General features: G+C 72.5%; 19 protein-coding genes and 1 pseudogene. 6 read left to right on the top strand and 14 right to left on the bottom strand.

Features of this window, described 5'->3' with window-relative positions; genetic code table 11:
* Window positions 1-5 precede the first annotated feature (5 nt).
* Window positions 6-728, top strand: a complete 723-nt coding sequence (locus tag B9S64_RS18290) for a nucleotidyltransferase family protein (RefSeq protein ID WP_103491985.1) — start codon at window positions 6-8, stop codon at window positions 726-728.
* Between the two features lie 151 nt (window positions 729-879).
* On the opposite strand, the gene B9S64_RS18285 is transcribed toward B9S64_RS18290, so the two are convergent.
* The 10 genes from B9S64_RS18285 to B9S64_RS18240 form a co-directional block, all read right to left on the bottom strand.
* Complete coding sequence (locus tag B9S64_RS18285) at window positions 880-2,478, bottom strand: DoxX family membrane protein (protein ID WP_103491984.1); 1,599 nt, start codon at window positions 2,476-2,478, stop codon at window positions 880-882.
* Between the two features lie 551 nt (window positions 2,479-3,029).
* Window positions 3,030-3,986: a 23S rRNA (guanosine(2251)-2'-O)-methyltransferase RlmB gene (gene rlmB, locus B9S64_RS18280; protein WP_103493175.1), complete on the bottom strand. Its 957-nt coding sequence runs from the start codon at window positions 3,984-3,986 to the stop codon at window positions 3,030-3,032.
* A 107-nt stretch (window positions 3,987-4,093) separates the two neighbouring features.
* Window positions 4,094-5,491: a cysteine--tRNA ligase gene (gene cysS, locus B9S64_RS18275; protein WP_103493176.1), complete on the bottom strand. Its 1,398-nt coding sequence runs from the start codon at window positions 5,489-5,491 to the stop codon at window positions 4,094-4,096.
* A gap of 60 nt (window positions 5,492-5,551) precedes the next feature.
* Entirely contained in the window at window positions 5,552-6,829 is a 1,278-nt protein-coding gene (locus B9S64_RS18270) for an MFS transporter (protein ID WP_258038014.1), read from the bottom strand.
* 122 nt (window positions 6,830-6,951) lie between these two features.
* Window positions 6,952-8,664 carry an ABC transporter permease subunit gene (locus tag B9S64_RS18265; RefSeq protein ID WP_109492067.1) on the bottom strand — a complete coding sequence of 571 codons (1,713 nt, stop codon included), beginning with the start codon at window positions 8,662-8,664 and terminating at the stop codon, window positions 6,952-6,954.
* 4 nt (window positions 8,665-8,668) lie between these two features.
* Complete coding sequence (locus tag B9S64_RS18260; protein WP_103490700.1) at window positions 8,669-10,180, bottom strand: ABC transporter substrate-binding protein; 1,512 nt, start codon at window positions 10,178-10,180, stop codon at window positions 8,669-8,671.
* Window positions 10,181-10,249: 69 nt separating this feature from the next.
* A complete protein-coding gene (locus tag B9S64_RS18255) occupies window positions 10,250-10,867 on the bottom strand; it encodes a GNAT family N-acetyltransferase (RefSeq protein ID WP_103490701.1) in 618 nt (205 codons plus the stop codon).
* A gap of 152 nt (window positions 10,868-11,019) precedes the next feature.
* Window positions 11,020-11,529 carry a 2-C-methyl-D-erythritol 2,4-cyclodiphosphate synthase gene (ispF, locus tag B9S64_RS18250; protein WP_103490702.1) on the bottom strand — a complete coding sequence of 170 codons (510 nt, stop codon included), beginning with the start codon at window positions 11,527-11,529 and terminating at the stop codon, window positions 11,020-11,022.
* Window positions 11,519-12,283 (bottom strand): 2-C-methyl-D-erythritol 4-phosphate cytidylyltransferase, encoded by a 765-nt coding sequence (ispD, locus tag B9S64_RS18245; protein ID WP_103490710.1) that lies wholly within the window; start codon window positions 12,281-12,283, stop codon window positions 11,519-11,521. The genes ispF and ispD overlap by 11 nt, the downstream gene beginning before the upstream one ends.
* A 328-nt stretch (window positions 12,284-12,611) precedes the next feature.
* Window positions 12,612-13,094, bottom strand: coding sequence for a CarD family transcriptional regulator (locus tag B9S64_RS18240; RefSeq protein ID WP_003953493.1), 483 nt, complete (start codon window positions 13,092-13,094; stop codon window positions 12,612-12,614).
* 636 nt (window positions 13,095-13,730) lie between these two features.
* On the opposite strand from B9S64_RS18240, the gene B9S64_RS18230 reads away from it, so the two are divergent.
* Complete coding sequence (locus tag B9S64_RS18230; protein WP_103490703.1) at window positions 13,731-14,363, top strand: DUF461 domain-containing protein; 633 nt, start codon at window positions 13,731-13,733, stop codon at window positions 14,361-14,363.
* A gap of 140 nt (window positions 14,364-14,503) precedes the next feature.
* Here the strand turns inward: B9S64_RS18230 and B9S64_RS18225 are convergent, their stop codons facing one another.
* Both B9S64_RS18225 and B9S64_RS18220 read right to left on the bottom strand, forming a co-directional pair.
* Window positions 14,504-15,184 (bottom strand): response regulator transcription factor, encoded by a 681-nt coding sequence (locus B9S64_RS18225; RefSeq protein ID WP_028439509.1) that lies wholly within the window; start codon window positions 15,182-15,184, stop codon window positions 14,504-14,506.
* Window positions 15,181-16,449, bottom strand: coding sequence for a cell wall metabolism sensor histidine kinase WalK (locus B9S64_RS18220; RefSeq protein WP_103490704.1), 1,269 nt, complete (start codon window positions 16,447-16,449; stop codon window positions 15,181-15,183). The genes B9S64_RS18225 and B9S64_RS18220 overlap by 4 nt, the downstream gene beginning before the upstream one ends.
* A gap of 247 nt (window positions 16,450-16,696) precedes the next feature.
* On the opposite strand from B9S64_RS18220, the gene phoU reads away from it, so the two are divergent.
* Both phoU and B9S64_RS34535 read left to right on the top strand, forming a co-directional pair.
* Window positions 16,697-17,374 (top strand): phosphate signaling complex protein PhoU, encoded by a 678-nt coding sequence (gene phoU, locus B9S64_RS18215; RefSeq protein ID WP_103490705.1) that lies wholly within the window; start codon window positions 16,697-16,699, stop codon window positions 17,372-17,374.
* A 198-nt stretch (window positions 17,375-17,572) separates the two neighbouring features.
* Complete coding sequence (locus B9S64_RS34535; RefSeq protein WP_176712300.1) at window positions 17,573-17,719, top strand: hypothetical protein; 147 nt, start codon at window positions 17,573-17,575, stop codon at window positions 17,717-17,719.
* Window positions 17,720-17,782: 63 nt separating this feature from the next.
* Here the strand turns inward: B9S64_RS34535 and B9S64_RS18210 are convergent, their stop codons facing one another.
* A complete protein-coding gene (locus tag B9S64_RS18210; RefSeq protein ID WP_103505175.1) occupies window positions 17,783-19,099 on the bottom strand; it encodes an MFS transporter in 1,317 nt (438 codons plus the stop codon).
* A 240-nt stretch (window positions 19,100-19,339) separates the two neighbouring features.
* Here B9S64_RS18210 and B9S64_RS18205 point away from each other — a divergent pair, with 240 nt between their 5' ends.
* Window positions 19,340-20,101 carry a phosphoglyceromutase gene (locus B9S64_RS18205; protein WP_103490706.1) on the top strand — a complete coding sequence of 254 codons (762 nt, stop codon included), beginning with the start codon at window positions 19,340-19,342 and terminating at the stop codon, window positions 20,099-20,101.
* Between the two features lie 224 nt (window positions 20,102-20,325).
* Here the strand turns inward: B9S64_RS18205 and B9S64_RS18200 are convergent.
* A pseudogene (locus B9S64_RS18200) lies at window positions 20,326-21,096 on the bottom strand (GntR family transcriptional regulator).
* 94 nt (window positions 21,097-21,190) lie between these two features.
* On the opposite strand from B9S64_RS18200, the gene B9S64_RS18195 reads away from it, so the two are divergent.
* Entirely contained in the window at window positions 21,191-21,580 is a 390-nt protein-coding gene (locus B9S64_RS18195; protein ID WP_308460751.1) for an NUDIX domain-containing protein, read from the top strand.
* The last annotated feature ends 4 nt before the right edge of the window (window positions 21,581-21,584 follow it).

The following is a 21,584-nucleotide window of genomic DNA, read 5'->3' as shown; positions in this document are numbered from 1 at the left end:
CTGGCATGCATACGTATCCGACGCAGGCCGTGATCCTGGCGGGTGGCCAGGGTTCGCGGCTGCGCCCGTACACCGACGACCGCCCCAAGCCGATGGTCGAGATCCCGGGCACCGGGACCCCGATCATCGGCCATCAGTTGTCCTGGCTGGCCGCCGAGGGCGTCACCGACGCCGTGGTCTCGTGCGGCCATCTCGCCGACGTGCTTCAGGAGTGGCTGGCGTCGGCCGACCTTCCGTTGCGCGTCACGACCGTCGTCGAGACCGAGCCTCTGGGCCGGGGCGGCGGTCTGAAGTATGCCGCGACGCGGCTTCCCGACCCGGCCGAACCCTGGTACGCGACCAACGGTGACATCTGGACCCGGTTCTCCCTGCGTGAGATGGCCGCCTTCCACGCCGAGCGGGACGCCACCGCGACGCTCGCCCTCGCCCGCCCCCGCATCCCGTGGGGTGCGGTGGAGACGGACGCCTTCGGGCACATCACCGACTTCATCGAGTCGCCGCCCTCGCCGTATCTGATCAACGCGGGGGTGTACGTCTTCGCGCCCGCGTTCACGTCGCTGCTGCCGGACCGCGGTGACCATGAGCGGACGACCTTCCCGGGCCTGGCCCGCGAGCGCCGGCTCGCCGGATATCCGCTGCCGCACGGGGCGTACTGGCGGGCCATCGACACCGCGAAGGACCTCACCGAGGCCGCGAAGGAGCTCGGCGCCCGCGCCTCGGGCATGTGAGGGAACGACAGCAACGCGGCACCCCCCCTACGGACGGCGTGCGCCCGCAGCACCCCGCGACCGCCCGCACCGCGTACGACCGCGAGGGCGGTCACCGGATCCGTCCGGTGACCGCCCTCGCGGTCTTGTGCGGGCCTGTACGACGGGTGGGTCAGCCGAGGAGGCCGCCGATCGGGTTCTGGCCGGCGCCGCCGGTCGAGCCCTCCTCCGGGGCGCCTCCCTCGTCGGAACCACCGGTACCACCGCCGGCGCCCGTGCCGCCCGAGGACGTCGGGCCCGCGCTGCCGGCCGGGGGCTCCTGCGGGGTGGCCTCCTGCGGGGGTTCCTGGCCGGTGCCCTGGGTCATGCTGGGCTGCCCGGCGCTCGCCCCAGGGGCCCCGCCGGACTCGCGGACGGTGTCGGACCCCGGGGTGGTGGTCTCGGCGGAGGGCGTGGTGGGGACGGTGGACGGGGTGACCTCGGGGCTCCGCTGCTCCGGGGAACGCGAGGGCTTCTTCTCCTTGCCGGACGACTCGTCCGGCAGCGGCGAACCGGGCAGCTGGTTGGTCGGGTTGCCGTTGGGTCCGGGCACGGTGACGACCTCGGTGGAGCGGACCGCCCCGCCGAGCATCGAGCCGACCAGCAGCGTCAGTCCGACGACCACGGTGGCGACGGCCGCGCCCCGGCGCAGCACCCGGCGGCGCAGGTCCCAGATCTCCGAGCGCGGTCCGAGCGTGCGCCAGGCCTCGCCGGCGAGGCGTCCGTCGAGGGAGTAGACGGGCGCCCCGGCGATGACGAGCGGGCTCCAGGCGGCCAGGAAGATGATGTCCGAGGCGTCGTAGGACGCGGCGTCGCGCCAGCCGACTGTGACGAGGACGGTCGCGGCGAGCAGCAGACCGAAGGCCGCGGCGACCCGCTGCCAGAGGCCGAGGACGGTCAGGACGCCGACGACGACCTGGAGGAAGGCGACGGAGAGCCCGGTGCCCACGGGGTGGGTCAGCGCGAAGTCGCGGACGGGCTCGGCGACGGTCCAGGGGTGCAGCGAGGTCAGCCACTTCACCATCGAGCCGCGGTCGCCGTCGTCGAAGTAGACGGGGTCGCAGAGCTTGCCCATGCCTGCGTAGATGGAGATGAAACCGATGAGGACGCGCAACGGCAGCAGGACGACACCGAGGTTCATCCGGCGCCCGGGGTAGTACGCGTGCCGGACGCTGTCGCCGCTCTGCCTGCGCTCCCCTGCGCTGTCGTCGTCGGCCGGGGGACCCTCGTCGTACAGGTCGCCGGAGGTGGGCTCGGCGCTGTCGTAGGCGCCGACGGCCCGCCGCATCGGAGGCAGCAGCGGTCCGGTGTGCTCCCCACCGGGCCGCCGGGGCGCGATGAGTACGGGGTTGGGCTGGGTCTCCTCCAGCAGCGGGATGACCTGGGTGCCGCCGCCCGTGGCGTCGCCGTAGTCATCGGCGGGCGCGCGGTCGAGGCGGCCCGCGGTGGAGTTCCGCACGGCTTGCAGGAGCCCGGTCGCCCCGGTGTCGCCCGGCGCGGACCTGCCGCTCCAGACCACGGGGGCCCGCCTGCGGCCGGGCGCGCCGCTCATCGCGGGGATCCTGACCGGTCCGGCGGGGGCCACGGGGCGCAGACGTGTGCGCTGGCCCGGTGCGAGCTGCACCCGGAAGCTGGCGTGGCTGACGATGACCTGGGCGGGGTCGCTGTCCACCTTTGTCATGCTCAGGGCGGGTTGGTCGTCGAACCGAGGCGTTCTGGTGTCCACACTCATCTAACCGAGTGACGTGACGTTAGGACACTGCCTTGACGCGTCGGAAGTGTCCGAGACCCGTCAACAGCCGGTGACCGTCCCGTACTTCACCGCGCCTCGGCTCCGGATCGTCCCGGAACGCCCCGTATCGCCCCTGGACCGGCCCTCGTTCACGCTCCGGAGCGGTGGGGTGCCCGCCCCCGGTCCAGGCCGGTCCATCCCTGCCCGGTCACCGTTCGTGTCCGGGGTGCCCCGCATCCGGTGGACCGGCGGGTGGACGCGGTACGTAGACGGGGCGCGCAGCGGGGCGGCGCGGGGTGTGGACGGCTGCCGCGCGGAGGCGGCGCCGGGTGTGGACGGGGCGCGCAGCCCGGCGGCGCCGGGTGTGGACGGCTCGCGGACGCGCTGGTCCAGCCACAGCGCGCGCCGGTCCGGGCGCCGTGCACCCCGGCGCCCGGGAAAAGCCGGCCGGGGCCTCTACGCCCCCGGCTGACCCGTGACCCGCCGCGCCCCGGCACACACAGACGCCGCTCACGCTCGCCCCAGGCGCCGCCCAGGCACCCGGTCCCCGCTCAGGCGCGGCGGCGCGCCACCTCGTACAGGACGATGCCGGCGGCGACCCCCGCGTTGAGCGATTCGGCGCCGCCCGGCATGGAGATCCGGACGCGGTAGTCGCACGTCTCACCGACGAGGCGCCCGAGGCCCTTGCCCTCGCTGCCGATGACGATGACGACCGGACCCGCCAGCGCCTCCAGGTCCTCGACCGTGTGTTCGCCGTCGGCGGCGAGGCCGACGACGGTGAGGCCCGCCTTCTGGTAGCCCTCCAGGGCGCGGGTCAGGTTGGTGACCCGGGAGACCGGGGTGCGGGCGGCGGTACCGGCCGAGGACTTCCACGCCCCGGCGGTCATCCCGGCGGCACGGCGCTCGGGCACGACCACGCCGTGGCCGCCGAACGCGGAGACCGAGCGGACGATCGCCCCCAGGTTGCGGGGGTCGGTGACACCGTCCAGGGCGACGATGAGCGGGTCCTCGTCGTTGTCGTACGCGGCGGCGGTGAGGTCCTCGGGGTGCGCGTACTCGTACGGCGGGACCTGGAGGACGAGGCCCTGGTGGTTCAGGCCCTTGGTCATCCGGTCCAGCTCGGGACGCGGCGCCTCCATGAGGTTGATGTTGCCGCGCTCACCGGCGAGCTGGAGGCACTCACGGACCCGCTCGTCGTTGTCGATGTACTGCTGGACGTAGAGCGTCGTCGCGGGGACGCCGTCGCGCAGGGCCTCGTACACGGGGTTGCGGCCGACGACCATCTCCGAGGTGCCCTTGACACCGCCGCGCCGGGGGGCGGGGCGGCGGGCCGCGGCCTGCCTGGCCTGGGCGTTGGCGACCCGGTTCTTCTTGTGACCCTTGCGGGCGGAGGCGGGCGGCGTGGGTCCCTTGCCTTCGAGACCACGGCGTCGCTGGCCACCGCTGCCGACCTGCATGCCCTTCTTGTTGGACGTGCGGCGGTTCCTGCGCTGGCTGTTCCCGGCCATGACCTACCTGTTTCGTTGCTTCAGAGAAGATGTCGTCAAGTGAAAGTGTGCCGCCCGGACGGCCGGGCGGCACAGGTGCGCTGGTCGCGCGGGGTGCGGCGGTGCGCTCAGCGCGGTCCGAGGGTCCACCGGGGGCCACCGGAGCTGTCCTCGATGACGAGGCCCGCCTGGCCCAGCTGGTCGCGGATGGCGTCGGCGGTGGCCCAGTCCTTGCGCTCGCGCGCCGCCTGGCGCTGGTCCAGTACGAGGCGTACGAGCGTGTCCACGACTCCGTGCAGGTCCTCGCCCCGGCTCTCGCCCACCCAGTGCGGGTCGAGCGGATCGAGCCCCAGGACACCGAGCATCGCACGCACCTCGGCGAGGCGGGCGACCGCGGCTTCCTTGTCGTCGGCCGCGAGGGCGGAGTTGCCCTGCCGGACGGTGGTGTGGACGACCGCGAGCGCCTGCGGGACGCCCAGGTCGTCGTCCATCGCCTCGGCGAAGGCGGGCGGCACCTCGGCCGCCGGGGCGACCTCGCCCCCGGCCAGCTCGATGACCCGCTGGACGAAGCCCTCGATCCGCGCGAAGGCGGACTCGGCCTCGCGCAGGGCCTCCTCGCTGTACTCGATCATGGACCGGTAGTGCGGGGTGCCGAGGTAGTAGCGCAGCACGATGGGGCGCCACCGCTTGACCATCTCGCTGACGAGGACGGAGTTGCCGAGGGACTTCGACATCTTCTCGCCGGCCATGGTGACCCAGCCGTTGTGCACCCAGTACTTCGCGAACGTGTCGCCGAAGGCCTTGGCCTGGGCGATCTCGTTCTCGTGGTGGGGGAAGATCAGGTCGATGCCGCCGCCGTGGATGTCGAAGGCGCTGCCCAGGTACTTGTGCGCCATCGCGGAGCACTCCAGGTGCCAGCCGGGCCGGCCGCGGCCCCACGGGGTCTCCCAGCTGGGCTCCCCCGGCTTGGCCGCCTTCCACATCGCGAAGTCGCGGGGGTCGCGCTTGCCGGTCTCGCCCTCGCCCGAGGGCTGGCGCAGGTCGTCCAGGTCCTGGTTGGAGAGCTCCAGGTATCCCTCGTACGAGCGCACGTCGAAGTAGACGTTGCCGTCCGCCTCGTAGGCGTGGCCGCGCGCGATCAGGCCGCGCATCATCTCGACCATCTCGGTGATGTGGCCGGTGGCACGCGGTTCGTAGGTGGGCGGGAGGCAGCCGAGGGCGTCGTAGCCGTCGTTGAAGGCGCGCTCGTTCTCGTAGCCGATGGACCACCACGGGCGGTTCTGCTCGGCCGACTTCCTGATGATCTTGTCGTCGATGTCGGTGACATTCCGGATGAACGTCACGTCGTAGCCGCGGTAGGTGAACCAGCGGCGCATGATGTCGAAGTTCAGCCCGGACCGGATGTGCCCGATGTGCGGGGCGGCCTGGACAGTCGCGCCACAGAGGTAGATCGAGACACAGCCCGCGGTGAGCGGGACGAAGTCACGGATCTGCCGGGCGTCGGTGTCGTACAGGCGAAGAGTCACCCCTCAAGGGTAGTGGGCCCGCACCCGTGCCCGAAGCCCCCCGGGGGATCGCGGTCGGTTTCAGTGCCCGGGGGCCCGCGCGCCCGCCCGGGGCAGGGTCAGCGCGACCCCGGCTCCGGCCAGCGGAACCGCGGCGAGCACGGTCCACAGGACGGGTCCCGGGGCGCCGAGGAGCGTGCCGGAGGCGGCGCTGCCCAGCAGGACGGCCAGCCCGGAGACGGAGGACAGGGCGCCGGTGGCGAGACCCAGCCGGTGGTCATCGACCAGGTCCGGCACGAGGCCCCGGGCGGCCGGGACCAGGAGCATCTGGCCGAGGGTGAGCAGCACGACGAGCGTGGCCCCGGGGAGCAGACCCGCCGGGCCGTCCGGGGCCAGCGGGACGGCGGCGAAACCCGCCGCGACGGTGCCGAGGCCCGCGACCAGGGCGGTCCTGGGGGCGATACGGCGGGCGGACCAGCGGGTCAGGGGGAGCTGGGCGGCGACGACGAGCAGGGAGGAGAGCGCGAAGAGTGCGCCGAGCGCGCCCTGTGACCCGGTGGCGCGCTCCACCTCGGCGGGGAGCGCCAGATAGAGCTGGTTGTAGGAGACGAGGTAGGTGCTGTAGGCGAGGCAGAGCAGGAGGAAGGGCCGGTTGGCGAAGACCTCGCGGGAGAACACGGCGCGCGTGTGGGGCCCGCGAGGGGCGCGCGGCCGGCGCGGCATGAGCCGGGCGTGCCCGGCCAGGACGCCGACGAACACGACGGCCCCGGCGAGGCAGGCGGCCCGGAACCCCCCGCCGAGGAACAGCAGCAGGGTGCCCAGCAGCGGTCCGAGGAAGGCACCGGCCTGGCCCGCCGCGGAGAACACGGCGAGCACCTGGGCACGCGGGGCGCCGGTGGCCCGCTCGTGGGCGACAGCGGCGCGAGCGGTCTCGGACTCGACGGCGGGCGAGAACAGCGCGGCGGCGAAGCCGATGAGCAGGACGGCCCCGACGACGGTGGCGGTGGAGCCGGCCTGGGCCAGCCAGCAGAATCCGGCGATGCGCAGGACACACCCGGCCAGGACGACCGGGCGGGGCCCGTAGCGGTCGGTGAGGGCGCCGCCGACGACGAAGAGCCCCTGCTGGCTGAAGGTGCGCAGACCGAGGACGAGCCCGACGAGCCAGCCCGCCATGCCGAGGCCCTCGCCGAGATGGCCGGCGAGGTAGGGCAGGACGGCGTAGAAGCCGATGTTGAAGGCGAACTGGGTGGCGGTCAGCAGCCGGATGTACGCCTGGGGGTCCGGGGGGCGCGGTGGGGTACCGGGGGCCGACGGGCGGGGTGCGGTTCCGGGGTCCTCCGGTACGGGGTCCCCCGGCACCGGAACCTCACGCCCGGTTCTGGGAGCCTCCTCCGGCACGGGAACCTCAGCCGCTGTCCCGGGACCCACCGCCGAGACCCCGGGCCCGGTGCCCGCACGCCCCGTGTCCTCCCGCCGCAGGGTCACGCCCGCCTCCTCCCGCGCACGGCCGCCGAGGTGAGCACCGCGAGCGCGCCCAGGGCGGCGAGCGCGGCGGCGGGGGCCAGGACCGCCCAGGGCGCCCGCTCGGCGTACGGCATGTTCTCGGAGAGCATGCGGCCCCACTCCGGTGCCGGGGGCTGGGCGCCGAGGCCCAGGAAGCCCAGCGAGGCCAGCGCCAGGGCGACGGCGGGGATCCGCAGGACGGCGTGGCGGACGACCGGCGGGACCACGCCCGGCAGCAGGTGGCGGCGCAGCAGGTGGACCCGTCCGGCGCCGAGCGCGCGGGAGACGGCGAGATGCGGTGCCGCCTTCTCCTGGGCGTACAGCGCGGAGGTGTGGGCGGCGAGGGGCGCCCAGGCGACGGCGGCGACGGCCGCCGCGGCGCCCCAGGGGCCGGGACCCGCGATGCCCGCGACGACGAGTCCCGCCAGGACGGCGGGCAGGGCGTTGGCGGTCTCGGTCAGGGCTCCCGCCCGCAGGGCCCCGATGACCAGGCCGAGGAGCAGGGTGACGGCGCCGACGGCGAGCGCGACGAGGACGGTCCGCGCGGCACCGTGGCCGAGCCGTGCCAGCACGTCGCGGCCGAGCGCGTCGGTGCCCAGCGGGTGGGCGGTGGACGGGGAGGCGAGGCGGGCGGCGGTGTCGACGGTCAGGGGGTCGCGCAGCAGACCCGCGACGGCGACCGCGGCCAGGAGCACGGCGAGGCCCACGGCCCCGGCGGTGACCACACGGCGTACGGGCAGCGGCGGCGCGGCGAGCGCGGGCAGCGCCCCGGCCGTACGGGCGGGGCCGAGCAGGACACGGGAGCCGAGCCGGGCCGCGAGCCCGGCGGCGAGCCCCAGCAGGAGCAGCAGGAGGACACAGGCCTGGAGGACGGGCAGGTCCTGGGCGAGGGCGGCGGCCAGCGCGGTCCCGCCGAGCCCGGGGATCGCGTACAGCGCCTCGACGGCGACCGCGCCGCCGGTGAGCCCGACGACCATCAGGGCGAGCTGCGGCAGCAGGGCGGGTGTGGTGCGGCGCAGGGCGTGGACCGCGATGCGGCGCGGGGGCAGTCCGCCCGCGGTGGCGGCGCGGGCCCAGGGTTCGGCGAACGCGGCGGGCAGGGCGTCGTCCAGCAGCCGTCCGAGCAGCGCACCGGCCGGGACGCCCATCGCGAGGGCGGGCAGGACGGCCTGCTCGGCGCTCCCCCACCCCAGCGCGGGGAACCAGCCGAGCTGTACGGCGACGACGGTGGCCAGGACCGCGGCGAGGAGGAATTCCGGCAGGGCGGCCAGGATGGCGGCGCCGACCCCGGCCCGGGTGGTGGCCAGCCGGCGGCGGGCGCCCCGCCGCAGGGTCGGGGCGGCGAGGGCGAGCGCGAGGAGCAGGGCGACGACGAGCGAGCAGCCCATGAGGGCGAGGGAGACACCGAGGGCGGACACGGCGTCCGGGCCGACCGGTTCGCCGGACACCCAGGACCGCCCCAGGTCGCCCCGGAGCAGTCCGCCCGCCCAGTCGGCCAGCACGTGCGCCGGGCCGCCGTCGAGCCCGGTCTCGGCGCGGATGGCGTCGAGGACGGCGGGGGTCGGCGGCCGGTCCGCGTAGCGGGCGTGCAGGATCGTGAGGGCCGGGTCGGTACGGGTCAGCCAGGGCAGCAGGCCGATGACCGCGAGGACGGCGGCGAGGACGACCAGCCGCCGCCCCAGGTACCGCATCCGGTCAGCCGATGTGCGTGTCGGCGGTGATGAGGGTGCGCTCCATGGGGTCGAGCACGACGCCTTCGACCCGGTCGCCGTCGTAGCCCTGGACGAACCGTTCGTGGACGAGCGGTACGAGCGCGTCGGCGCCGAGCACGGTCGCCTCGGCGGTCATCTCGGCCCGGTGGCGCTCCTCGGTGCCCGCCAGGGAGGCCGCCTTGGCGACGGCGGCGTCCACGCGGGGGTCGCAGAGCTGGGAGATGTTGGCGCTGCCGTCGCAGGTGAAGTCGGAGGCCAGGTAGGAGACCGGGTCGGCGGTGTCCAGGAGGGTGTTGCGGGCCTGGATGAACGCGTCGTACTTCCCGGCCAGCGCGTCGGCCTCCAGTTGCGCGTACTCGCGCACGACCTGCTTGACGGTGAAGCCGCGCTTCGTCAGCTGCTGCTGGACGATCGTGGCGACCTCGGGGAGTTCGGGCCGGTTGGTGTAGGTGGCGAGGACGATCTCCTTCGTCTTCGCCACCTCGGCCCGCCCGGCCGCCTTCGCGCGGCCGGTGGGGGCGGTGCGGTCCTTCGCGGCCCACGGGACGCCGGGGCCGAGGAGGCCCTGGGCGGTGTCGGCGCGGCCTTCGTAGACCCCGTCGACGAGGGCCTGGGAGTCGATGGCCTCGCGGGCGGCGGCGCGCATGGCCGGGTCGGCGAAGACGCCCCGCTCGGTGTTGAGCGAGAGCCCGTTGGTCCGGGCGGAGGGGAACTCGTGGACGAAGCCGTCGCCCAGCAGGGAGGCCTGGGAGATCGGCACGTACTCGGCGACGTCCACGGCCTTCGTGCGCAGGGCGTTGGCGCGGGCGGTGCCGTCGGCGACGAACGTGACGTCGACGCCCGGCGCCTTCGCCTTGTCGCCCCAGTAGTCGGCGTTCCGGGTGAGGGTGGCGGCGACCGCGCCCTTGACGTCGGTCAGGGTGAAGGGTCCGGTGGCGTGCCCGGCGGGGTCGACCGTGCCGCCCTGGTAGGCGTCGGCGGACAGGACGGTGAGGGAGGGGTTGGCGAGGCGCTGCGGGAGGAGCGGGTCGGCTTCCTTGGTGGTGATGCGTACGGTGTCCGCGCCCTGGGCCTTCGCCGTCAGCCGGACGTCGGAGAGCACCCGGGGCAGCGGGGAGGCCTTGCCGGCGGCCGTGAGGGAGCGGACCACGGCGTCGGCGTCCACCTTCGTACCGTCCTGGAAGACGGCGTTCCGGAGCGTGAAGGTCCAGGTGGTGGCGTTGTCCCGCTTCCAGGACGTGGCGAGGGCGGGCTGCGGCGCGCCGTCACGGTCGAGGGAGGTGAGGCCCTCGATGACGGCGAGCCGGCTGAGGGTCACCGCGTCGTCGCCGTACGGGGACATGGCCTGGGCGGGCGGGAAGGCCATGACGACCCGCAGCCGACCGCCGCCGTCGGACGCCGTGTCGCCGTCGGAGGAGGAGCAGGCGGCGAGGGGGAGGAGCAGGGCGGCGGCTATCACCGGCAGGGGTGAACGGCGGCTTCGGAGCGTAGGCATGAGGGTAACCCTATGTGAAAACGATTATCATCTGATAGTGGATCTGGTGGTGCCCTGGGAGAGCGGGGATCACGGCCCCGCCGGGGCGGGCAGCGGCAGTTCGAAGTGGATGATGCCCTGGCCGCCCCCGGGCAGCCTCCGCTCGTCGCAGACCTCGTGCGCCATCGACCGCCAGAACGGCTCGGCGCCCGGCACGGCCGGATCGGTGTGCAGGTAGAGCGAGGTGTATCCCCCCGCGCTCGCGGCGAACGCCCCCAGCTCCCGTACCAGCAGCCGGGCCAGCCCGTGCCTGCGGTGCTCCGGGCGTACGTAGATCCGGCACAGCTGGGCGGTCGAGCCGGACGGGAAGCGGTCGGCGACCCACCGGGGGTTGGGCGGCGCCTGGGGGCCCCGGTCCCGGACCGCGCCGGTCGCGACGACCTCGCCCCCGTGCCGTACGACCAGCAGGGTGCAGCGCTCGGGGCGCAGATAGGCGCCTTCGAGATCGATGATGTCCGCGTGCCAGCGGGGCACGTAGCCGGACCGCAGGTCGTGGTAGACGGTGTCCAGCATCACGGCCCGAGCCCCGCCGATGTCCTCGGTGGTGGCGGTACGCAGGGCGTACCCCGGCCGTCCGGTCGTCGGATCCGCCGTGGGGGACGCGCCCCGCGCCTCGGTCACCGTCGCCCCGGCCGTCCCACCCACCACTGACCCTCACCCTCGCTTCCCGGCCGCCGCGGGGCGCGTCACCAGCGCCACCTGCGGACATGTGCCCTTTCAGCGTACGTGCAACTGATGCGCAACAAGGCGACGGGTGGGACGGACCGCGGCGGCGGGCGGGCCGGGACGCGCTCCCGGGGTCAGCCGGTGCGGTACACCAGCGCGGTGGCGATCCCCGCCACGCCCTCTCCCCGGCCGGTGAACCCGAGGCCGTCGGAGGTGGCGGCGGAGAGCGAGACGGGGGCGCCGACGGCCTCCGACAGCACCTTCTGGGCCTCCTCGCGCCGCTTGCCGATCTTCGGGCGGGCCCCGACGACCTGGACGGCGACGTTGCCGATGGAGAAGCCCTCGGCGCGGACGATCCGGGCCGCCTCGGTGAGCAACCTCACGCCGGGGGCGCCGGACCACTCCGGACGGCCGGTACCGAAGTGCTGCCCCAGGTCACCGAGGCCGGCGGCCGAGAACAGGGCGTTGCACGCGGCGTGCGCGACCACGTCGGCGTCCGAGTGGCCGGCCAGTCCGGGTCCCTCGCCCTCCCAGAGCAGCCCGGCGCACCACAGCTCCCGGCCCTCCTCGAAGGCGTGGATGTCGGTGCCGATACCGACCTGGGGGATCACGGGCGCCGGTCGGCGTACCGCCTCAGAATCCATCGTTCGCCCTCCGGCGTGCGAGTACGGCCTCGGCCAGGACCAGATCCAGCGGCCGGGTCACCTTGAATGCCTCTTCGTGTCCGGGTACGACGACGACGGGCGAACCGAGCCGCTCCACCATGCCGGCGTCGTCCGTGGCCCCCTCGCCGTCGACGGCCACCTCGGCATGGGCCCGGACGAGCGTGTCCCGGTCGAATCCCTGCGGTGTCTGCACGGCACGCAGCCGGGAGCGCTCCGGGGTGGACAGGACCGGCTCGGGCTCGCCCGGCCCTCCCGGCCCGACCTCCTTGACCGTGTCCGCGAGGGGCAGCGCGGGGACGACCGCCGGGGCCCCGCCCCGCACGGCCTCGACGACCGCGTCCACCGTGTCGACGGGGACCAGCGGCCGGGCGGCGTCGTGGACGAGGACGACGGAGACGTCCTCGGGCAGCGCGGCCAGGCCGAGCCCCACGGATTCCTGGCGGGTCGTGCCGCCCGGCACGACGAGGTAGTCGGTGTGGGCGGGCAGGACATGGGCGTCGACGAGGTTCTTGACCTCGGGCGCGCCGTCCGGGGGCGCCACCACGACGACCAGGCCGACAGCGCGCGAGGCGGCCATGGCCCGTACGGCGTGGATCAGCATGGGGGTGCCGCCGAGCGCGCGCAGCGCCTTGGGCGTTCCGGGGCCGAGCCGTACACCGCGGCCCGCCGCGGGGATCACCGCGGCGGTACGGGACGGGCGGGGCCGTTCGGGCGTCGGGGACATCGATGACATCGGGTCGCACTCCGAGACGTCGGCGGGTTTGCCCGCGGCCGACATGGGTATGGCCTGGGGGTGCCCCCCAGGCCGCAGGCCGGGGGAGAGCCGGGCCCGACGCCTCGGCCTGACCGGGACCCTTCCGTGACCCCCGGTCGGGCGGAGTCACGCGGGAGACCCGGCCGGGACGGCCGAGAGGTGTGGCCGGCCGGCACCGCGGGGCGGATTCACTGGATCCGGACGGACCCACGAGAACCGAACATGCCGCAGCGCCCGACGACATACCGTGGAACACGGTCGGTCAGCGGGCACCGCGGCAGATTCGTACAGCCGGTGTGGCACCGGTTCAGGACGCGAGAACCTCGTCGAGCAGAGCCTCGGCCTTGTCCTCGTTGGTGTTCTCCGCGAGAGCCAGCTCACTCACCAGGATCTGGCGGGCCTTGGCGAGCATGCGCTTCTCACCTGCGGAGAGTCCGCGCTCGCGCTCGCGGCGCCACAGGTCGCGTACCACTTCGGCGACCTTGATGACATCGCCGGAGGCGAGCTTCTCGAGATTTGCCTTGTAGCGTCGGGACCAGTTCGTCGGCTCTTCGGCGTACGGTGCGCGCAGCACCTCGAAGACCCGGTCCAGTCCGTCCTGCCCGACCACGTCGCGCACACCCACGAACTCCGCGTTGTCCGCCGGCACGCGAACCGTCAGGTCGCCCTGGGCGACCTTGAGCACCAAGTAGGTCTTGTCCACGCCTTTGATCTGGCGAGTTTCGATAGCCTCGATCAGCGCGGCCCCGTGATGGGGATAGACCACGGTGTCGCCAACCTTGAACGTCATGTGACAGGTACCCCTTCCGTGGCTATCCAGAGTAACACGAGAATCGCTTCTCCTGAATGGCGTTTTCGCAGGTCAGGGCATATCTCGGGGCTTGACAACAACAACACGGACGTGCTGCGGAGGGTCACGCGGAGGCGATATTCGCAGGTCGGAGCGGGCGTACGGCTCCGGCGAAACACATGCGTCACACCGACCGGAAGCCACTCAGAAGATGCCGAACGTCCCGTTTTGCCGGATTCTGGATGGCGAACTTTCCGTACTCCGTTCGGAGATCGATCACTCGTACGGGCCATAGTCGCCGTGTCCATTGAATTTGATCAACGGCCGACCGCCGGGCCGATTATGCGCAGGGAATGCGCCACTTCCGGATATCCGATCAGTCACTGATCACGCCACGATCACGCACGTTATGTGAACGCGCCGTGAATCCACTCGGTGCCGACACACTGTCGGCCGGGCCGCGGCCGCCCCGTCGCGACAGATGGCAGGGAGGGGCGGGTCGGGTGCGGGCGCGGTACGACGGCTCGGTAGCCTGAGCCCGCTGACACACACTTAGGGCGGCTTTACGCCGCTCGGCCTTCCTGTCCGCAGAGTCCGACGTCCGCTGTCCGAAACGTTCAAGGAGTTGCCGCCGCCGTGAGCCGCAGCCTTCGACACGGCGCTCTCGCCGCCACTGCCATCGTGTTCTCGATCGCCTCGCTGTCCGCGTGCGCCGCGGGCAACGACGCGCCGACGCTCAAGGTCAGGCCCGACAACGCGGCGACCTCGGTCGACCACGTGAAGATCCAGAACGTGAACGTCATCACCCAGCCCGACCGCGACACCGAGGGCCCGGCCGTGGTCGCCGCCACGCTGTTCAACGACGGCACGAAGCCGGAGACCCTGGAATCGGTGACGCTGCCCGGTTCCGGCACCACGGTGAAGCTGACGCCCGCCGAGGGCGACGGCCCGCTGGTGATCCCGGCCGGCGGCCGACTGATCCTGGGCGGCAAGGGCAACGCCTCCGCCGTGATCGAGAGCGGCCGCGAGGCCGCGCAGGACGGCAGCGTCCAGACCGTCGCCTTCTCCCTGAGCGAGACGGGCGAGGTCTCCCTGGGCGCGACGGTCGTCCCGGCGAACAGCGTCTTCAAGGACTTCGGGCCGAGCTCCCTGCCGTCGCCGAAGGCGAGCCCCACCGCGTCGGAGAGCGCCCCCGGGACGCCGTCCGAGGACGCGTCGGAGCAGGGATCGCAGGACACTGCGAACGACGAGGACACGGCCTCCGAGTAACGCGAGTGACCTGTGCGACCCGGGTGCCGCGAGTGACCCGGGTACCGCACACCTGACGCGGTCCACGCCCGAAGGGGACGCTCTCCGGACGGAGGGCGCCCCCTTCGGGCGACCGGCGCGCCACGTGGCGCGCGGCCTGCCTACGGCTCGAACTTGTAGCCCAGCCCCCGCACCGTCACCAGGTACCGCGGGGCCCCCGGGTCCGGCTCGATCTTGGCGCGCAGGCGCTTGACGTGGACGTCGAGGGTCTTGGTGTCGCCGACGTAGTCCGCGCCCCAGACCCGGTCGATCAGCTGCATACGCGTGAGGACACGGCCCGCGTTGCGCAGCAGCATCTCCAGCAGGTCGAACTCCTTCAGCGGCAGGTCCACCTTGGCGCCCGAGACCGTGACGACGTGGCGGTCCACGTCCATCCGGACCGGTCCGGCCTCCAGGGCCGCCGGAGTGACCTCCTCCGGCTCACCGCGGCGGCGCAGGACGGCGCGGATACGGGCCACCAGCTCCCGCGAGGAGAAGGGCTTGGTCACGTAGTCGTCGGCTCCTATTTCCAGGCCGACCACCTTGTCGATCTCGCTGTCCTTCGCGGTGACCATGATCACCGGGACGTTCGACCGTACGCGCAGCTGACGGCAGACCTCCGTACCCGGCAGGCCGGGCAGCATCAGGTCGAGCAGGACGAGGTCCGCGCCGTTGCGCTCGAACTCGTCGAGGCCGTCGGGACCGGTGGCCGCGACGGCCACCTCGAAGCCTTCCTTGCGCAGCATGTAGGACAGGGCGTCGCTGAAGGATTCCTCATCCTCGACGACAAGCACTCGGGTCACGGAAGAGCCTCCGGGGCAGGAAACGGTTCGAAGGAGTCGGTCGCGTACGGACCGTCGTCGTCGACGGAACGGCCGCTGACAATGAGGGGCCCTCGGCTGCGGCCCCGTACGACGCCCGACTCGGGCAGTCGCAGGGTGAAGGTGGAGCCCTGTCCCTCGGAGCTCCACACGGTGACCTCCCCGCCGTGCGAGGCGGCCACGTGCTTGACGATGGCGAGACCGAGGCCGGTACCTCCGGTGGCCCGTGAGCGGGCCGGGTCCACGCGGTAGAACCGCTCGAAGACCCGCTCGCGGTCCTTCTCGGGGATGCCGAAGCCCTGGTCGGTCACGGCTATCTCGACGAGGTCCCCGCCGGACGCGGTCATCCGCTGGGCCGCGATGCCGACGCGCGTACGGGCGGGGCTGTAGTTGACGGCGTTCTCGACGAGGTTGCCGAGCGCGCCCACGAGCTGGCCCCGGTTGCCCCAGACGCAGAGGTCCGAGGTGCCGCCCGAGGCCATGGTGATCTGCTTGGAGGCCGCCTGCTGACGGCACCGGTCGATGGCCTCGGCGATCAGCTCGTCCACCCGTACCGGCTCGGCGTCCTCCAGCGGGTCGTCGTTCTGCACCCGGGAGAGGTCGATGAGCTCCTGGACGAGGTTGGTCAGCCGGGTCGCCTCGATCTCCATGCGGCCGGCGAACCGCTCCACCGCCTCCGGGTCGTCCGAGGCGTCCATGACGGCCTCGGACAGCAGCGACAGGGCGCCGACCGGCGTCTTCAGCTCATGGCTGACGTTGGCCACGAAGTCACGGCGCACCGCCTCGATGCGGCGGGCCTCCGTCAGGTCCTCGACCAGCAGGAGCACCAGCCGGGAGCCCAGCGGGGCGACGCGGGCCGAGACGGCGAGCGCCTCTCCGCGTCCCGTGCCGCGCCGGGGCAGGTCCAGCTCGACCTGGCGTATCTCCCCGTCCCGCCGGGTGTCCCTGGCCAGGTGGAGCATCGGCTCGACCGCCAGGCGCCCGCCCCTGACCAGACCCAGCGCGTACGCGGCGGAGCTGGCCTTGACCACGCTGTCGCTCTCGTCGAGCACCACGGCCGAGGAGCTGAGCACGGAGAGGACGGTGTCCACCCCCGGCGGCAGCGACGCGCCGCGGTCGGGCCGCAGGGACGTACGCGTGGGGCGCTTCTGCTCGCGCTCGCTCCAGCGGAACGCCAGCATCGCGATGACGCCGGTGCACAACCCGGCTATCGCGGCAGCTGCGGCGACCGCCGCGTTCACGTCCATGCCTCCAGGTTATGCGGGTGCGCCGACACTCTCCCAGCCATCCGGGTGCCATCTCGAACACTCGTCGCCCAGAGTTCACCGAGGGGATGGGGCCGGTTCACTTACGCGGCCGGATCCCGACGCGTTCGGACCGCACCGTGGAACGCGGACGGCCGGTGCCAAGGTCCCGGCCTCAGCGGGCCCGGCCGGCATACGAGGACGGGCCAGAGGATCCGGAGAGGGACTTCGGATCTGGAGAGGGACTTCCATGCGCGACGCCTACCACGAGGAACTCGATTCGATCGGCGAGGACCTGGTCGAGATGGCCCGGCTCGTCGGCTCGGCGATCGGACGGGCCACCACGTCCATGCTGGACGCCGATCTCAAGCTCGCCGAGAGCGTGATCGCCGCGGACCAGAAGGTGGACGACCTCCAGCACGACCTGGAGGCGCGCGCCATCGCGCTGCTGGCCCGCCAGCAGCCGGTCGCCACCGATCTGCGGATCGTGGTCACCTCGCTGCGGATGAGCGCCGACCTGGAGCGCTCCGGCGACCTGGCCCAGCACGTGGCCAAGCTGGCCCGTCTGCGCTTCCCGCAGGCGGCGGTGCCGCACGACCTGCACGCCACCATCCTGGAGATGGGGCAGCTCGCCCAGCGGCTGATGGCCAAGGCCGCCGAGGTGATCATCACCAAGGACGTCGAACTGGCGCTCCAGCTGGAGCAGGACGACGACGAGATGGACCTGCTGCACCGCACACTGTTCCAGCACCTGATGGACGACCGCTGGAAGCACGGCATCGAGACGGCCGTCGACGTCACCCTGCTCGGCCGCTACTACGAGCGCTTCGCCGACCACGCGGTGTCGGTGGCCAAGCGGGTCGTCTACCTCGTCACGGGCGAGCACGCCGACGAGATCCAGACACCGGCCGCGGTGGAGGGAGCGTAGGGGCGCACACGCTCCCAGGGGTCGCACATGCGTCCAAGCACGCGTGCGCCGTTGATGCGCCCAGGGGCGTGGGCATCCAATGGGGGCGGGTACGGCGGCGGACCCCGCCGCGCCACCCGGCGGGTACGGCTGTGCCGTAGTGCCGTACACCGCCGAGTCGTACCCCTGAGGACCCGTGAGGACCCTTGAGGAGGGACCATGGCCGATTCGCCCATGACCGAACCCCAGCAGGAGATCCCGACCGAAGTGGTGCGACTGCCCGTGCTCGGCGCCTGCGGCTGCGGCTCGGGCTGCGGATGCGGCTGCCAGTCCGGCTCCCCGTGCCAGTGCGGCGGCGGCTGCTGACGGGACACCCGTGAGGCGGTGCCCCGCGAGGGACGAGGAGTCCGTCGCGGGGCACCGCCACGTCTACGGCCGGACGGCGTCGGCCCGGTCGGGCGCCGCCGTGCCGGCCGGTGCGGGCGCGGGCTCGGCCGGTACGGGTGCCGTGTCGGCCGGTACGGGTGCGGGCTCGGCCGGCCGGGGCAGCTTCCGCATCAGCAGCCAGTATCCGGCCGCCGCCACCGTGCCCAGGACCGCGCAGGTCCCCCAGAGCCAGTCCGCCCCGTAGTGGTCGATCACGAAGCCGGACATCAGCGGGGCGACGAGGGCCGCCGCCGACCAGGACATCGTGTACATGCCCTGGTACCGCCCCCGGCCGTGCGCCGGCGACAACTGGACGACGATGCCCGTCTGCGTCGGGGCGTTGACGATCTCGGCCAGCGTCCAGACACACACCGTCAGCGCGTACACCCCGACCGACCCGGCGAAAGCGGTCAGCCCGAAGCCGTACCCCGCGATCACCGACGAGAGGATCAGCAGGCGGCGGGGGTCGCGGTGCTGGATGAAGCGCGTCACCGGGATCTGCATGACCACGATCAGCACGCCGTTCACGGCGATGGCCGTACCGAAGTCGGAGCTGGACAGCCCGTCCGCGCCCATGGCGACGGGCAGGCCCACGTACCCCTGCTGGAAGATCAGCGCGACGAGGAACGACAGCCCCACGACGCCCATGAAGCGCCCGTCCCGCAGGACGGTGGTCAGCCGCACGTCGTCGGGGGCACGGCTACCGGCCGGGGTCCGCACCCGCTCGGGCCGGGACTCCGGCACCTTCAGGAAGACGAGGACGGCGCAGACCAGCGTGAGCGCGGCCTCGCCCAGGAAACCGGCCAGATAGCTGTACTCGGCGACGAACCCGGCCCCGGCCGCCGAGACGGCGAACCCCAGGTTGATCGCCCAGTAGTTGAGCGAGAAGGCCCGCACCCGGTCGGCGGGCGGCACGATGTCGGCCATCATCGCCTGCACGGCCGGCCGGGACGCGTTGGAGGCCATCCCCACCAGGAAGGCCACCCCCGCGATGGCCAGCGGATGCACCATGAAGCCGAGCACCGCCACGGACACAGCGGTGGACAGCTGGGCGATCAGCATCGTGGGCCGCCGCCCCAGCCGGTCCGTCATCACCCCGGCCCCCAGCGCGGAGACGACTCCGCCGAGCCCGTGGAGAGCCACGACGAGACCGGCGTACGAGGCGGAGTAGCCCCGGCCCATGGTCAGGTAGAGCGCCATGAAGGTGGCGACGAACCCTCCGAGGCGGTTGACCAGCGTGCTGGTCCACAGCCACCAGAACTCCCTGGGGAGACCGGCGACCGTCTCGCGTGCCGCCTTTCTGAGACCGGCGACGGACATAGGACTTCCCCCCAGGGACGTACAGAACGGATGGGTGCGGCGGGCGGGTGCCACGGATGCGCGCGGTAAGTGGCCCGACAGCTGTCCGAACATTACGAACCCGGAATCCCGGACCGCCACCCAATTGACGCCGACCGTCAAACGTCACATCGAGGCAGCCGTACGCGACGGCTCTGTCCGCCCTGTCCGCCCTGTGGCCGGGCGCGCCGGGGCCGATCCGCTTCGATTACGCTCGGACACATGGCCGACGCACCGTACAAGCTGATCCTCCTCCGCCACGGCGAGAGCGAATGGAACGCGAAGAACCTGTTCACCGGATGGGTGGACGTCAACCTCACCGACAAGGGAGAGAAGGAGGCGGTCCGCGGCGGTGAGCTGCTCAAGGACGCCGGCCTGCTCCCGGACGTCGTGCACACCTCCCTCCAGAAGCGCGCGATCCGCACCGCCCAGCTCTCGCTGGAGGCGGCCGACCGCCACTGGATCCCCGTACACCGCTCCTGGCGTCTGAACGAGCGCCACTACGGCGCCCTCCAGGGCAAGGACAAGGCGCAGACGCTCGCCGAGTTCGGCGAGGAGCAGTTCATGCTCTGGCGCCGCTCGTACGACACCCCGCCGCCGGCTCTCGAGGACGGCACCGAGTTCTCGCAGAGCAACGACGCCCGCTACGCGACGATCCCGCCGGAGCTGCGCCCGCGCACCGAGTGCCTCAAGGACGTCGTCATCCGCATGATGCCGTACTGGTACGACGACATCGTCCCGGACCTCCTCACCGGCCGCACGGTCCTGGTCGCCGCCCACGGCAACAGCCTGCGCGCCCTGGTCAAGCACCTGGACGGCATCTCCGACGCGGACATCGCGGGCCTCAACATCCCGACCGGCATCCCGCTCTCCTACGAACTGGACGCCGACTTCCGCCCGCTGAACCCGGGCGGCACGTACCTCGACCCGGACGCGGCGAAGGCCGCGATCGAGGCCGTGAAGAACCAGGGCAAGAAGAAGTAAGCAGAGCTGAGGAAGCCCCCCATCTGCGCGTTCTCCGCGTGGTGGGGGGCTTTTCGGTCCGCTCGGCCGTCCGGGGCCGTCAGCCCTGGGAAGGGCAGCGGGCCAGGCGCATGCGTACACGGAACGCGATGAAGAAGCCCGCGAGTGCGGCCGTGCCCAGCGGGATGTCGACCCAGATAGGCAGTACCGTCGCCCCGCGCGGGCTGCGCTGAGTTGAGCGGGCGTCAGCCGGAGGCGGGGATCCGGTAGCTGAAGACGAACTGGTCAGCGGCCATGAGCGTGTCGCACACCTCCACGACGCGATCCTCCGTCGTTCGTGCCTCACGAACCAGGTGAACCACCGAAGCGCCGAGACTCAGGGCCAGTTCGGAGGCCTCAGCCTTGGTCGCCAGCCGGGCTTGCAGCGTCTCGACGAACTCCGCGAAGTCGTGCCCGTGGTCTTCGAAGCGGGCATAGATGCCACCACCGCCGGGGTTCTTCGCGAACAGCTCGGGGATGTCCTTCGCAACGTCCCACGGGAGGTAGGACGTGGCCGTCTCCACGGGGGTCTCGTTGCGGAAGTAGAGGCGATGCCTGGCGAGCACCTGAGTGCCGGCCGGGACGCCGAGCCGCTCCGCGATGTCGTTCGGTGCATCCGTCGGACTGATGTAGAGAACTCTGACGCCAGCCTTGGCCCCGGACTGCTCCGACTCGGCGAGGTACTCAGCCCTGCCGGTGGGAGTGCTTGAAGCGGTCCGAGGAACGGTGCCGTACCGGAGGCCGGGCCTTCACCATGGATCCCTTGCCCTGCCGGGTCTCCACGAGATCACTAGCGCGGACCTCCACCATGGCCTTGCGGATGTGCCGCCGGAGACGCCGGAGCGCTCCACGAGCTCCGATTCGCTGGGCACCATGTCACCGGGCTTCGGAATTCCGGCGCGGATCTGCTGAACGATCTCCTCGGCGATCTGCACGTACTGAGGTACGGACCTCCCACCTCCTACCGCTGTTTCCATAGTCCTTCTCTTCCTCCTATGCTCCTGTACCTGAGTAACAGTGCGCAGGAAGGCACGTCAACGCCGCTCCTCCGTGTCCGTAGCCGGAGTGGTCGTGCGCGAGGACGGGCGACTCCTGGCGATCCGCCGAGCCGACAACGGCACTTGGGAGCTCCCCGGCGGCGTACTCGAACTCGCCGAAGCTCCCGAGGCGGGCGTTCAGCGCGAGGTCCTGGAGGAGACAGGCATCCACGTCAAGGTGGACGAGCTCACCGGGGTCTACAAGAACACCACGCGAGGCATCGTTGCCCTGGTCCTCCGGTGCAAGCCCGCCAGCGGAAGCGAGCGCACGTCCAGCGAATCGATCGCGGTCGACTGGCTCACGCCGGACGAGGTCACCGAGTGGATGTCCGAGGTCTACGCGATCCGGCTGCTGGACGCACTCGACGGGAACGGGCCCCACGTGCGGAGCCATGACGGCAAGCACCTAACGCCGATGCGATAGAACT

This window comes from Streptomyces sp. SM18 (genome assembly GCF_002910775.2).
Taxonomy (GTDB): domain Bacteria; phylum Actinomycetota; class Actinomycetes; order Streptomycetales; family Streptomycetaceae; genus Streptomyces; species Streptomyces halstedii.
The sequence above is the reverse complement of the archived record's forward strand: the minus strand, read 5'-3'. Positions and strand labels throughout refer to the sequence as shown.

Bases quoted from the DNA above. Each gene is read 5' to 3' on its own strand.
- B9S64_RS18290 (WP_103491985.1), top strand. From the start codon at position 6: ATGCATACGTATCCGACGCAGGCCGTGATCCTGGCGGGTGGCCAGGGT.
- B9S64_RS18285 (WP_103491984.1), bottom strand. From the start codon at position 2,478: ATGAGTGTGGACACCAGAACGCCTCGGTTCGACGACCAACCCGCCCTG.
- rlmB (WP_103493175.1), bottom strand. From the start codon at position 3,986: ATGGCCGGGAACAGCCAGCGCAGGAACCGCCGCACGTCCAACAAGAAG.
- B9S64_RS18265 (WP_109492067.1), bottom strand. From the start codon at position 8,664: ATGCGGTACCTGGGGCGGCGGCTGGTCGTCCTCGCCGCCGTCCTCGCG.
- B9S64_RS18260 (WP_103490700.1), bottom strand. From the start codon at position 10,180: ATGCCTACGCTCCGAAGCCGCCGTTCACCCCTGCCGGTGATAGCCGCC.
- ispF (WP_103490702.1), bottom strand. From the start codon at position 11,529: ATGGATTCTGAGGCGGTACGCCGACCGGCGCCCGTGATCCCCCAGGTC.
- ispD (WP_103490710.1), bottom strand. From the start codon at position 12,283: ATGTCATCGATGTCCCCGACGCCCGAACGGCCCCGCCCGTCCCGTACC.
- B9S64_RS18240 (WP_003953493.1), bottom strand. From the start codon at position 13,094: ATGACGTTCAAGGTTGGCGACACCGTGGTCTATCCCCATCACGGGGCC.
- B9S64_RS18220 (WP_103490704.1), bottom strand. From the start codon at position 16,449: ATGGACGTGAACGCGGCGGTCGCCGCAGCTGCCGCGATAGCCGGGTTG.
- phoU (WP_103490705.1), top strand. From the start codon at position 16,697: ATGCGCGACGCCTACCACGAGGAACTCGATTCGATCGGCGAGGACCTG.
- B9S64_RS34535 (WP_176712300.1), top strand. From the start codon at position 17,573: ATGGCCGATTCGCCCATGACCGAACCCCAGCAGGAGATCCCGACCGAA.
- B9S64_RS18210 (WP_103505175.1), bottom strand. From the start codon at position 19,099: ATGTCCGTCGCCGGTCTCAGAAAGGCGGCACGCGAGACGGTCGCCGGT.
- B9S64_RS18205 (WP_103490706.1), top strand. From the start codon at position 19,340: ATGGCCGACGCACCGTACAAGCTGATCCTCCTCCGCCACGGCGAGAGC.